The sequence below is a fragment of the Fodinibius sp. GM108 genome (assembly GCF_058386985.1).
Window position 1 is genome coordinate 636,900 of sequence record NZ_JBYEIR010000002.1, and the last position, 13,747, is coordinate 650,646.

Here is a 13,747-nt window from a genome sequence, read left to right on the forward strand (position 1 = left end):
ATTTCTGAACTTTTCTAGAAGGTTTTTGATAAACAGAAATGAATTGGCACAACTCTTGTATTCCTTCATCAGGGAGTATTCAGTTAGTTATTGAAGTCTACAAGTATCATAACTATAAAGCTAAGAGTGATGAATATGAAGGGTACAAAAAGTTGACTGAATTTCAGAAAGATGATACTGTGATGGAAACGAAAAAACATAATTTATCCAGTGAAAGATTGACTCAGGATATACACTCTGCTGTTGTTTTTTTATGTACCCCCCGATGTGGTACACAGTGGATTTCGAAAAATATAAGTGAATATTATTCCGATGAGGCCGTGACACTGCACGAACCTGTTGGTAATGAATACAATCTCAGAAAAACACTGGGGAATTTTAACACTTCAGCTACAAATGCAAATAGCGAAGTAATAATCAAACACTTGGATTTTATTGATGAGATAACCAGTAATATGAACTATATCGAGGTGAGCTGGCAGAGTATTGCAGGTATTGCAAAATTGTATGAGCGATTTAATGACCGACTAAAAGTGGTCCATTTATATCGGAATCCAGTTAAAGTGGCCGCTTCATTGGTAACTCATAACTGGTATACCGGTAAGGTTAAAGATAGATTTGAGAAAGCAGAAATAACACCCTTTGATGAAGGGGCACTTTTGTCTGAGTATCAAGAGAAATGGGATACATTAACCTTATATGAAAAATCCCTGTATTATTGGACAGAAATAAATCTGCGGGCGTTAGAAATAAAAACCAGATACCCCCGTCTTCCGTTTTTGTCAATTCAATTTGAAAATCTCTTTGAAGAGAGAAAGGAGATACAACGCATTACACTGATTGAAATGTTGGCATTTATGGGGCTTAGCTATGATGATCGAATGCTTGATGCTTTAGATGTAAAATATGACAGGTATAGAAATAAGACTTCCAAAAAAATTGACTGGAAAAATATATATAATCATCCTCAAACAATAGCACTGGCTGAAAAGTTGGGATACTCTTTTGATGATCAAGTAAATCTAAGCCGTTATAAAAATCCTTTTCATAAGGTGGTTTGGCATAAAATGAAATCATTTTTAAAGAATTACTGGCCGGGAAGAAGAGATACTTGAATTTTGTTATTGAAAGAAGAGAGATTAAAAAAATTAGATATAACTGTTTTTGTTAAAGCAATGTCCAAACAAAACCTATAGTTGGTTACAGGAGTTATTAATAAGAGATCGTATGGTTGAAGAGAGAAAAAAATAAAATGAAAATTTCAGTGGTTATACCCACATACCAAGATTGGGCAGGGCTGGTAAAATGTTTGATTGCTTTGGAAGAGCAAACGTTAGACAGGACACAGTATGAAGTAATAGTTGTTAATAATAATGAGACCAGTCAATTACCTGAGGGAGTTAAATTGCCGGAGAATATACGGCTAATTCATGAGTCGAAGCCGGGTTCTTATGTAGCTAGAAATAGAGGAGTTACTATAGCCGAGGGCGATATTTTGGCATTTACAGATTCCGATTGTATTCCCGATAAGTATTGGTTGGCTAATGCATTGAAATATTTTGAAAAATCTACATGTGATCTTATTGGTGGAAGAGTCAAAATAATCCGGAATATTGAGAGAAATAGATACGGTTATTTATATGAACGTTTTACAGCATTTCAACAGCATAAAAATGTCCCCTTGGGAAGAGGGGTAACTGCGAATCTCTTTGTAAAGAAATCAGTTTTTAATGCAGTAAATGGATTTGATAACAAAATTATATCAGGAGGTGACTGGGAGTTTACTCTTCGTTGCACCCAAAAGGGATACAAGATGATTTATGCCGAGGAAGTACTGGTATTACATCCGGCCCGAAACTTGGTCAATATTTTTAAAAAATTCTATCGAATAACTTGTGGAGGATTGATTAACGCAAGAAGGAGATATAATTACAGCAAGTTAAGGATTTTAGGTAGTCATCTTTTAAACGGCCTGAATGTAAGAAGAGAGCATTTAGATAAAGAATTATCTTTAAGTGAACGATTAATCATCTTCTTCATTGATTTATCCAAATACGTATATCGAATAATTATTTATGGAGGAGTTATACTCCGGTTAATAGATCCACACAAAATAAGAGAGTAGTCATTGTATGGAAAAGAACGATCAACAAAATCAAAAAATAGTAAATGAACCTTTCGTTTCGGTTCTCACCCCAGTTTATAATGGAGAGCAGTTTTTACGTGAGTGTATTGAAAGTGTGCTCAATCAAAACTACAAGAACTGGGAATATGTGCTCGTGAATAATCAGAGCACAGACGGCTCTTTGCAGATAATGGAGGAGTATGCTGAGAAAGATGATCGTATCCGTATCCACAATAACGAAGAGTTTCTGCCACAAATGGAGAATCTGAACCACGCTTTTCGCCAGATCTCACCGGAAAGTAAATATTGTAAGGTTGTGCATGCCGATGATTTTTTATTTCCGGAATGTCTGACAAAAATGGTCGAGGTTGCTGAAGAATATCCCACAGTGGGAATTGTAAGTGCCTATAGACTGGAAGGAAGTCATGTGGATCTGGATGGTTTCTCATATCCTACCAATTTTAAGTCCGGGAAAGAAGTTGCACGAAAATACCTGAAACAGGGAGCTTCAAAATTTGGCTCTCCTACTTCATTATTAATTCGCTCTGATTTGATACGAAAGCGAGAAAAGGTATACGACGAGTCACATTTGGCAGCAGATACAGGAGCTTGTCTTGACTTTCTAAAGGAGTCAGACTTTGGATTTGTCCACCAGGTACTGACTTATACACGTCTGCACGAGGACAGCGTCACTAACAATGATGCCGAGGAATCAAATGCACGAATTCACGGACTGTTAAAATTTCAGCTGGATTATGGACCATATTTTTTGGACGAAGAAGAAAATAAAAAAAGTCTTTCAAGGAGGTTAAATCTCTTTTATATCCTGCTTGCCAGGAATTTAGCAGAGAAAAAGTCGATCAAGGAGTTTAAAAAACAGCTCCGGATCTTAGAAGAACTAAATATAGACTTTCAATGGGGAAGGTTCCTCAAGAATTTTGTCAGAGAAATATTTCTACAAGCCATCAGGCAGACTGGATTTGACATAAAGAAAGTTAATTAGATGAAGATAAATATACTTATATCGACAATTAATGAAGGAATTGAGAAGGTAGGAGGTGTTGTATTGGAACCTCGTGATGATGTCAGCTATATCGTCTCACATCAGTATACAGATGCTAAATATAAGTATATACCAAAGGAATTGAACAGGGATGATATCAAAATTTCACAAATAGAAGGGGCGGGTGTTGCTCGATCCCGAAATAATGCCCTTCGTTTAGCTGACGGGGATATAGGTGTATTTTCTGATGATGATGTCAAATATTTGGATTCGGACATTGAAGCTATTAGGAAAACTTTTCGTCAGCACGATCAAGCAGATGTGGGCATATTTAAAATCAGAACTCCAGAGGGGGATCCTGAATATAGGAAATTTCCGGGTGAGATCGTGGAGTATAAAAAAGCTCCGTCCGTAGGAACCATTCAAATAGCTTTTCGTGTGGATTCTGTGAAAGGAGAAGGGGTTTATTTTGATGAGCGGTTTGGTGCCGGGCAATCTCTGCTGATTGGGAGTGACGAGCAGCTTTTTATTCATGACTGTATCAAGTCGGGGCTCAGAGTTTTCTTTTTTCCGGAATATATCGTTGAACATCCTTATGAGAGTACAATTAAGACAATTCCCAAATACGATCCTCGTAAAATCAGGTTGACTGGCGGAATTGATTGCAGGATAAACGGTCCGATTGCGCTGCTTAAGGCTTTTTTCGGTACTATTAAAATACTACCGAATTTGTTACGTCACAGAGTGAATCCCTTAGCATATTTCTATCATAGAATATCGGCTGTTATTTATGTCCTAAGAACGAATAAAAAAAAAGTGATGAGTCAAAATTCACGCTTTCCAAAGCTGTTTAATGATGGAAATGAATAAACAAAAAATTCTAATAATCAGTCGCTCATTCTACCCGGTGAATTCACCCCGTTCACTTCGTACAACCGAATTGGCTAAGGAGTTCGCCCGGCAAGGCCATGAAGTGACTTTACTGACACAAAAGGATGATAAATACCATAAACCCTTTGAAGCTGAATATGGTATTACTATTAAAAACCTTGGTCCACTTCGATTTCCATCCATAGAACTGGAGGATAATTCAGAAATCTTTCGATTATTTAAAAGAGTAATACGCCGGGGATTGCTTCAGCTTTTCGAATATCCTGATATTGAATTAATGTACCGGGTTAAAAAGGCATTGCAAAAAGAGGCCGGTTATGACCTGTTGATTTCAATAGCTGTTCCACATCCCATCCACTGGGGAGTAGCGTGGGCTTGGAGGGAAGAAAATCCAATAGCGGAAACATGGGTTGCAGATTGCGGTGATCCTTTTTACGGACTCGAAAACGATTCCTTTAATAAGCTCTTTTATTTCGCATGGATTGAAAAATGGTTCTGCCGAAAAGCCGACTTCATTACCATTCCTTTTGAAGGAGGAAAGTCGGCATATTTTGAAGAGTTCCACTCAAAAATAAAAATCATTCCCCAGGGATTATCTTTTCCGGAAGAACTTGATAGTAAAAACTATGACAATAATGAAGTAGTTACATTTGCATATTTTGGAAATATTCAGAGCTATCTTCACTATGCAGAACCTTTTCTTGAAAAACTGAACATTGTTGAGAAGGATTATAAATTCATCGTTTACACTAAGAATAAGGAGTTATTCAGGAGAAAATTGAATAGCAAGACATATAGTAAGTGTGAAATAAATGATTATGTAGAGAGAGAGGAATTGTTGAATAGATTAAGCGGGGTCGATTTTTTGATCCATTTTCCTTACAAGGAGAATACTCAAAAGTCATTAAAACTTATTGACTATAACTTTTTGAGAAAGCCAATACTGGAGTACAAAAACGATGAATCCAGTGATAAAATATTCAGAGAGTTTTTAGAATTTAATTTTGAAAATAAGCGAGAATACGAAGACATCGAAAAGTACAGGATAAAAAATGTATGCACTAAATTCTTAAAGCTTTCACAAAATAAGAGACAGCTGGTCGCATCAAATTGAAAAATCCAGCATTCGGGAGAAGAATTGATAATGTGGAAAGAAATGATTGAAAATGAAGATATCGCCAGATGGAGAGCCGCTGAGATTCACTATGCAGATGATAAGTCTGGTTATTATGCAGCTCTGATATTCTTTGTATGGCCTCTGCTGGCTCTTGTTTCAGCTTTTAGGAATTATAAAAGCAGCTGGGCAAAAAATGTGTTGTGGGCATTTGTCGCTTTTTACGGATATGCTTTTGCCATAGGAGCAGAAAGTCAGAACAGTGACATCGTCCGCTATGTAGCAGAAGTAGACTATTTGCACGGCATCAGCATGAGTTTTTCAGAGATGATAAGTTATTATCAGCAAAGCGGAGAAGTAGATATACTCAGAACTTTTTTGGCGATAGTAGTTTCTCGTTTTACTGATAGTCAAGCTATTTTAACACTTATTTATGGCATTATTTTCGGTTTCTTTTTTTCTCGAAATATTTGGTATCTGCTTGAGCGATTAAAAGGGAAAATAGAGCCTATAACTTTACTATTACTCATTTGCTTCTTCTTGGTTGTTCCTTTTTGGTATATAAATACTTTTCGTATGTGGACGGCTGCTCACATCTTTATTTACGGACTACTGCCATATCTTTTCGAGGGAAAAAAGAATGGGGTTTTTATAGCCTCGCTTTCAATATTGGTACATTTTTCCTTTTTGGTACCTCTGGGAGTACTATATGGATATATGCTTATGGGCAACAGAATGATACTCTACTTTTGCTTTTTTCTGGCTACATTTTTTATCTCCGAAATAGATTTGAGCGTTTTCAACAATTTGATTGAAACTTATGCTCCTGAAGTTATTCAGGAACGTACTTCGAGCTATAGGAGTGAGCAACAAGTTGAGCAATTCAGAGAAGATACCAGCTCTGACAGGGTATGGTATGCACAGTGGTTTAACAGGGGGTTGAAATGGTCTGTAATGGGTTTTTTGATCGTTTTGTTTGTAAGGCGGCGTAAATTCTTTTCAAACAATAAATATTGGCTGAGCTTATTTTCTTTTGTATTGCTGTTTTATGGAGTGGCGAATCTGTTCAGCTCCTTGCCGTCCGGATCTCGGTTTGTTTCGGTTGCCAATCTTATTGCTCTTGCTTTGATCATTCTGTATGTGCAAAATAAGGAGCAAGGAAAAGTAATGAAGAGAATGATATTGCTCGCCACTCCGGCCTTACTGTTATTTGTAGTTGTTTCGGTACGGATAGGTCTTTATTCATTAAGTGCTACGGCGATATTGGGTAATCCCATTGTAGCAGCATTATTCACCGGAGAGCATATTTCGCTTAATGATGTGTTGAAAATGCTTATATAAATATTTGTCAGTCATGTTAGAAGAAATACAAAAAAAAGTTGGAAACTACCTGGTAAATATCCCGGGATGGCGAACTGATCGAAAGATAGTCGTCTTTGATAGTGATGATTGGGGTAGTATCAGAATGCCTTCAAAAGAGGCTTATGAAAAACTCATGGAGAAAAGTATTCGAGCAGATCATTCTATATATGATAAATATGACATTCTTGAGCAGAAGCAAGATTTAATAGCACTATTCAATGTACTTTCGAAGTATCAAGGCATAAATGACAATTGCCCGATATTCACCTTTAATACTGTAATGGGGAATCCGGCATTTGAAGAAATTGAAGAGGATAACTTTGAAAACTATCATCACGAAGATATGGAAATCTCTTATGAGAGATATAATGGAGAAAATATTCTGGATATTTGGCATCAGGGAATAGATGAAGAACTGATTTTTCCACAGTTTCATGCAAGAGAACATTTAAATGTATCTCTGTGGATGAAAGCTTTACGAAATAATGATCGTGATACTCGAGTTGCGTTTGAGTACAAATTTTTTGGATTAAAGACTAATACTCCTTCTCCAAATCAGAAAAATTATCTAGCAGCCTATTGGGCGGAAAGTAAGAAGGATTTTAGCCATAAGTTAAATGTTTTAAAAGAAGGACTTGAAAAATTCAAAACGAAGTTTGGCTTTTCCTCGGAATCTTTCGTTGCCTGTAACTATATATTTCCCAAGCAAATGGAAAAACCATTGTTAGAGTTGGGAGTAAAATATATTCAGTCTCAGAGGGGACATTTATCTCCTGATATTTATTCAGGAGATGCGAATATAAGACGTCATTATACAGGAAAATCTAATAAATACGGGCAATTTTATCTGGTAAGAAATTGTAGATTTGAGCCAACTTTGGATCAGAAGAATAATTCTGTGGAAACCTGTTTAAGAGAAATCGAAACGTCATTTAGATGGAAAAAGCCAGCGATAATATCGACACATAGAATTAATTACGTGGGGGGAATGGAAAAAGAGAATAGAGAGAAAAATCTTGAACAATTAAATAAACTCTTAACGCAAATACTAAATAAATGGCCTGATGTCGAATTTATGTCATCAGCCCAATTGGGGAAAATTATGGAGGGGACAGTATGAAGATAGCTATACATTATAAAGAGAATGATTTTAGTTCAAAGTGGATTGAATATTGCGAAAAAAATCAGATCGCTTATAAAATCGTTAACTGTTATGATAATGATATCATTGATCAGTTAGATGATTGTGATGCCTTGATGTGGCATTTTAATCAGTCAAATCCAAAGGATGTACTTTTTGCGAAGCAGCTTATTTACGCTTTGGAAACAGCCGGTAAAAAAGTATTTCCGGACTTTTATACAGCTTGGCATTTTGATGATAAAGTTGGCCAGAAATATTTGTTAGAAGCAATTGGAGCACCACTGGTACCTACCTATGTATTTTATGATAAGGATGAAGCTTTGCAGTGGGTTCGAAAAAATAGCTTTCCAAAAGTGTTTAAATTACGTAAAGGAGCAGGTTCAGCCCATGTGAAACTGGCTAAGAATAAATCAGATGCAAAAAAATTAGTCAGAAAGGCTTTTTCACGAGGATTCAGTCAATATGATAAGATTGCTAATCTTAAAGATCGCTGGTACAAATACAGAAAAGGTAATACTGATTTGTGGGATGTGACCAAGGGCGTTCTTCGTCTTGGAAAAACAACGGAGTTTGCAAAGACAGCCGGAAAAGAGAGAGGGTATATCTATTTTCAGGATTTTATACCCGGCAATGATCACGATATTCGTGTTATTGTTATTGATGGGAAAGCATTTGCGATAAAACGACTCGTTCGAGAAGGAGGTTTCAGAGCTTCAGGAAGTGGGCATGTACGTTATGAAAAACACCACTTTGATGAAGAGGTAGTTGATCTTTCTTTTGAAGTGGCAGAAGCAATCAATAGCCAATGTTTGGCAATTGATTATGTGTATCATAACGGCAATCCTGTGATTGTTGAACTTAGTTATGGATTTATCAAAGAAGTCTATTATCAATGCGAGGGCTATTGGGACCGAGATTTAAATTGGCATGAAGGCTCTTTTGATGCTCAAGGATGGATGGTAGAATCGTTATTAGAAACGGAAACATTAAGCTACTCTGATACTATAAATCAAGTTAACTAAATTCTTCAAGGTGAGCTTTTTGCGATTTGGCTTAATAGTTAGAGAGAGTAAATATGTGTGGGATTACTGGTTGTGTCGATTTTACCCAGAAAACATCTAAAGCTGTTTTAAATCAAATGACAGCAACGCTAAGTCACAGAGGGCCAGATGATAGGGGGGTAGAGTTATATAAAAATGAAAATGCAGTAGTAGGGTTGGGGCAAACAAGGTTATCTATTATTGATTTAAGTTCAGCTGGCCATCAACCAATGATGTATAAGCATTTATCACTAATCTTTAATGGTGAAATATATAACTATAGAGAAATAAAAAAGGATCTGAAAAAGTCGGGGCATCGATTTAAATCCAGTTCTGATACTGAGGTTATCCTTCACGCTTTTAAGGAATGGGGGGCAAATTGTGTAGAACAATTTATCGGTATGTTTGCTTTTGTTATATATGATCAGAAGAAGAAAAAACTATATGCTTTCAGAGACAGAGCAGGTGTAAAACCTTTTTTTTATTATAGAAAAAGAGGGGTATTTCTATTCGGATCGGAACTAAAAGCATTGATGCAGCATCCTTTATTTGATAAAGAGATCGATCGGAGCGCTTTAAGATCTTATTTTGATTTTGGATATATACCTACTCCTTACTGCATTTTTGAAAATGCCCATAAGCTTGAGCCAGGTAGCTATTTAGAATTCGATATTTTTGCAGATCAAATCAAGCAGTACAGTTATTGGAATGCTATTGATTATTATAAACAGCCTAAATTGGACTTGGATTATGAGGAGGCTAAGGAGGAATTACATACACTATTAAAATCGGCGTTTAAGTATCGAATGGTATCAGATGTTCCGGTTGGCGTCTTTTTAAGTGGAGGATATGACAGCACTGCCGTTACCTCTATATTGCAACATGAAATGGATAGCAATTTAAAGACATTTACCATCGGTTTTGAGGAGGGAAACAATGAAGCTCCTTTTGCAAGAAATACAGCAGATTTTCTTGGGTCAAATCATCATGAATACACTTGTACCACTGAAGAAGCTCAAAAAATTATACCATCTCTTCCATATTACTATGATGAACCTTTTGCCGACAGTTCGGCAATACCAACCATGTTAGTGAGTAAGTTTGCCAGAGAACAGGTAACAGTGGCTCTTTCAGCTGATGGTGGGGATGAACTATTTGCCGGATATAGATCCTATCCTGATCTTAATAAGAAGCTTCAATGGATGAACAGGATTCCTGACAAATTAAAGAAGACATCTGCAAATATCTTTTCTGGGTTATCATCATTGACTCCTAATTCAAAGCCAGCTTTACGGCATAAATTAGATGGCTTGTCCAGGGCTCTGAGTAATGATAAGCTTCAGCAGGCCGCCGATTTATTTCGGATTGCTAATAGCTTACCTAGAACGTATAGCAATCATCTTTTTGCCAATAAACCTGATGAGTATCAGACAAAGTTTGACATCAATCCATCTGGCTTTCATGATGAGTCAGAGATTGCTATGGCAGTAGACTATCAAAGCTACCTTCAAAATGATATTCTTACGAAAGTAGATCGTGCTACGATGTCTGTATCTCTTGAGGGAAGAGATCCTTTATTGGACCATCGTTTACTTGAATTTACTGCCCGATTGCCTATTAGGTATAAGTTTGATGGAGAGATTACCAAAAAAATATTAAAGGATATTGTACATGAATATGTGCCCAAAGAGATGATGGATCGACCTAAATCGGGGTTTTCACTTCCGATTTATTCCTGGCTTCGTGGAGATCTTTCTTATTTGATCGACGAATATTTAAACGAAAAGGATCTTGCTGCATCAGGCATTTTTAATGTTCCTTTTCTAATGAAACAAGTAGAATTATTTCGACAAAATGAGCTTCATTATTCTCCTTTCATATGGAAGTTATTGATGTTTCAAATGTGGTATAAAAGGTGGATTCAATAAAGTGTCAGATTCAACTTCTACATATTGAGAGCTTGTACAGATTGAAAAGACAAGTTCTGCGAAATTTGCATTGAGAGTCGGTTTTTTCTCCTCTGATTTTTTAATAACAGATATAGCTGGTTAAGCGATAGTCTGTGATTATCTGGGACAAAGATTACTATCTAATCCAAGGCTGAATCGCCTTATTAGCCAGCTATTTTCGTGCTGTCAAACCTATTCTTTCTCTTATCTATTCCTCTTTGCTTCGTAAATGACGGATATGGGTACAGGCAAAATATGTATTGGTTAGAATTTAGTGAGGATACCTCCCTGGATCTGTATCCTTGAACAGAAGTTGAACTTCTTTCTTATTTCTCCAATCCCTGAAGTTCTTGTAATCCTCTGTTATACGACCGCTTCTCAATACACTATTTATTACAAATATCATAAATTCAAGTACAATTCTTGTAATAAATATTGGTCATAGCCCGTCCTAATTTAAAAATCTCTCGCACAGCTATTTGAGATTATCCTTTAATTTCCAGGTTATTTTCTGGCGTTTTCCCCTTCTTTAAAAAATATCTTGACTCCTTAGATAACGCTAATCCGATGGGAGGCAAAAGATTAAATTTTTGTAATAAAAGTAGATCTATTTTTTAAAAATGAGGAACACATTTACGTAATAAGAAGTATGATATATCTTGTAATAACTACCAATAAAATATTGTAATTATTGTAGTTATTTGTAAATAGTTAATCATCATACCGACGAGGAACTAGCTCTTCCTTGCCGAATAAAACGAAACGTAAATTACCCCATGAGATCTAGAATTACCCATCTGGTGCTTGGCATTTTTATGTTATTAGCATTTGTTCAATGTAAAGACTCAGTAACTCAAACAAATGAACCACCTCCCGATCAAAACCCAAATCTTGAAAATTCAAATCTCACACAACCTGTCTTAATTACCCCGGAATCTGGTTCCGAACATCCTACCTCATTAACTGTCGAGTGGGCAGAAGCTGATGGAATAGAGCAATATCAGATACAGATGTCAACCGATGACGACTTCACTTCTACTGTTGTAGATAGTGTTGTTGATTCCACAGCAGTTAAAGTTAGTAATCTTGCGAGCGACACATTAGTTCACTGGCAGGTGAGATCACTGGACAATGGGAAGGAAGGTCCCTGGTCAGAAACCTGGAGTTTCAAGACGTTATCAGAAATAGATGATTCTGCACCTATCTCAACAAATCTCAAAGCTCCATCAGACGGAAGTGAAGTGCGTCCTACAAGTGTAGAACTTAAATGGGAACCAATAAATACAGCCGCTGGATATAATTTTCAGCTTGCTGATGATCAGAATTTTGAGACTGTCCTTGTTGATAAAAATTTGGAGGATAATTCATACGAATTTACTGATTTGGAAACTCAAGAAGATTACTACTGGAGAGTAGAACCAGTTATACCAGAAGAAGAAACAGAATGGTCAGAAGTTTATGAGTTTGTTACTACAAAGGATCAAGAAACAGTTCCTGCTGTCTCATTAACTACACCTGAAGATGGTAGTAGTGATCAGGAAACGACAGTTAATCTTAACTGGGAAGAGATTTCCGGAGTAGATAGTTACAAAGTTCAACTATCTTCAGACGAATCCTTTTCGTCCCCGACAGTAGATGAGAACGTTGGAAATACGTCCTATGAGGTGACTGGATTGAATAATGAGCAGACCTATTACTGGAGAGTTCAGGCCACAGGTGATAACGATTCAGAGAACTGGTCCAAAGTATATTCGTTCACAACAAAACCTGAACCTGTTCCTGCAGCTACATTAACTTCACCTGAAGATGGTAGTAGTGATCAGGAAACGACAGTTAATCTTAACTGGGAAGAGATTTCCGGAGTAGATAGTTACAAAGTTCAACTATCTTCAGACGAATCTTTTTCGTCCCCGACAGTAGATGAGAACGTTGGAAATACGTCCTATGAGGTGACTGGATTGAATAATGAGCAGACCTATTACTGGAGAGTTCAGGCCACAGGTGATAACGATTCAGAGAACTGGTCTGAAGTATATACTTTTACCACCAAATCTGAAGCAATCCCGCCTGTGACGCTTATTTCTCCCGATGATGGAGCCAGTGATTTAAGCACCTCTCTCAACTTTGAATGGGAAGAGATTTCAGGTATAACGGAGTATAAAATCCAGTTGGCAGATAATGAATCATTCTCAGCTCCTGTAGTTGATGACGTAATTGCCAATACCGTTCATGAAGTGGCAGATCTTCAAAATTCTCAAACTTACTACTGGAGAGTTCAGGCCGAAAATGACAATGATTCTGAAAATTGGTCGTCTATTCGCAGTTTTTCTACAAAAGCCGAACAGAACACCAGCGACAGTGATTATGCCAACAGCGTAGAAGGCGACCGCCAGGCGCTGATGGATCTGTATGCGGCGACAGGCGGCGACAGCTGGAAAAACAACAGCGGCTGGGGCAGCGGCAATCCCTCGAGCTCATGGCATGGTATAGAAACTGATGCCGACGGCCGTGTGACGCGCGTGGATCTGTATGACAACGGACTGAGCGGTCAGTTGCCGGAGTCGATTGGCAATTTGTCGAAGGTGAAGTACCTTAACGTCAAGAAAAATGAGTTAACCGGCGAAATTCCATCGTCGATTGGTAATATGGCAAGTATGGAACGATTAATCTTGGCCGGACGTACCTATGAGATCGGTGGTACGCTTAAAGAACCCCCGCCAGAGTATGATAAAGCATATCATCAGGGAAAAAGGTATTCTAATACAAACGATTTTAGTGGTACTATCCCGTCCACTATAGGACAATTGTCCAATCTGGATGCTCTGGAGATAGCAAATCAACCCAATATTAAAGGGCCAATTCCTTCAGAGATAGGAAATTTATCAAAACTTCAAGGGTTATATCTAAGCTTTAATGACTTTTCTGGAACTCGTCTTCCCTCAGAGATAGGCAATTTAACAAATTTAAAGCAGTTATATATAGCAAGTGCGCAATTAGAAGGTGAGATTCCATCTAGTTTTGAAAACTTGACCCAAATTAGGTACATGAATTTGGGAGAAAGCAGCAATAGCACACCTGATAATCACTTGACTGGTGAAATTCCTGATTTTAGTAACTTTACA

10 protein-coding genes are annotated in these 13,747 nt (G+C 37.2%); all 10 read left to right on the plus strand.

All coding sequences use genetic code 11. The features are described from left to right. Positions 1 to 38 precede the first annotated feature (38 nt). Positions 39 to 1,115, plus strand: coding sequence for a sulfotransferase domain-containing protein (locus ACT3ID_RS06010; protein WP_491541092.1), 1,077 nt, complete (start codon positions 39 to 41; stop codon positions 1,113 to 1,115). 116 nt (positions 1,116 to 1,231) lie between these two features. Further along, complete coding sequence (locus ACT3ID_RS06015; protein ID WP_491541093.1) at positions 1,232 to 2,125, plus strand: glycosyltransferase family 2 protein; 894 nt, start codon at positions 1,232 to 1,234, stop codon at positions 2,123 to 2,125. A 7-nt stretch (positions 2,126 to 2,132) separates the two neighbouring features. Continuing rightward, positions 2,133 to 3,128, plus strand: coding sequence for a glycosyltransferase family 2 protein (locus tag ACT3ID_RS06020; RefSeq protein ID WP_491541094.1), 996 nt, complete (start codon positions 2,133 to 2,135; stop codon positions 3,126 to 3,128). Further along, positions 3,129 to 3,998 (plus strand): glycosyltransferase family A protein, encoded by an 870-nt coding sequence (locus ACT3ID_RS06025; RefSeq protein ID WP_491541095.1) that lies wholly within the window; start codon positions 3,129 to 3,131, stop codon positions 3,996 to 3,998. Then, complete coding sequence (locus tag ACT3ID_RS06030; protein ID WP_491541096.1) at positions 3,991 to 5,133, plus strand: glycosyltransferase; 1,143 nt, start codon at positions 3,991 to 3,993, stop codon at positions 5,131 to 5,133. Before ACT3ID_RS06025 ends, ACT3ID_RS06030 begins: the two co-directional genes overlap by 8 nt. Positions 5,134 to 5,163: 30 nt before the next feature. Further along, positions 5,164 to 6,474, plus strand: a complete 1,311-nt coding sequence (locus ACT3ID_RS06035; protein ID WP_491541097.1) for an EpsG family protein — start codon at positions 5,164 to 5,166, stop codon at positions 6,472 to 6,474. Positions 6,475 to 6,487: 13 nt separating this feature from the next. Then, entirely contained in the window at positions 6,488 to 7,615 is a 1,128-nt protein-coding gene (locus ACT3ID_RS06040; protein WP_491541098.1) for a hypothetical protein, read from the plus strand. Beyond that, positions 7,612 to 8,658, plus strand: coding sequence for an ATP-grasp domain-containing protein (locus tag ACT3ID_RS06045; RefSeq protein ID WP_491541099.1), 1,047 nt, complete (start codon positions 7,612 to 7,614; stop codon positions 8,656 to 8,658). Before ACT3ID_RS06040 ends, ACT3ID_RS06045 begins: the two co-directional genes overlap by 4 nt. Before the next feature lie 53 nt (positions 8,659 to 8,711). After that, positions 8,712 to 10,604 carry an asparagine synthase (glutamine-hydrolyzing) gene (gene asnB / locus ACT3ID_RS06050; protein WP_491541100.1) on the plus strand — a complete coding sequence of 631 codons (1,893 nt, stop codon included), beginning with the start codon at positions 8,712 to 8,714 and terminating at the stop codon, positions 10,602 to 10,604. 797 nt (positions 10,605 to 11,401) lie between these two features. Further along, positions 11,402 to 13,747 (plus strand): fibronectin type III domain-containing protein (locus ACT3ID_RS06055; RefSeq protein ID WP_491541101.1); only part of this gene is annotated, 2,346 nt, incomplete at its 3' end.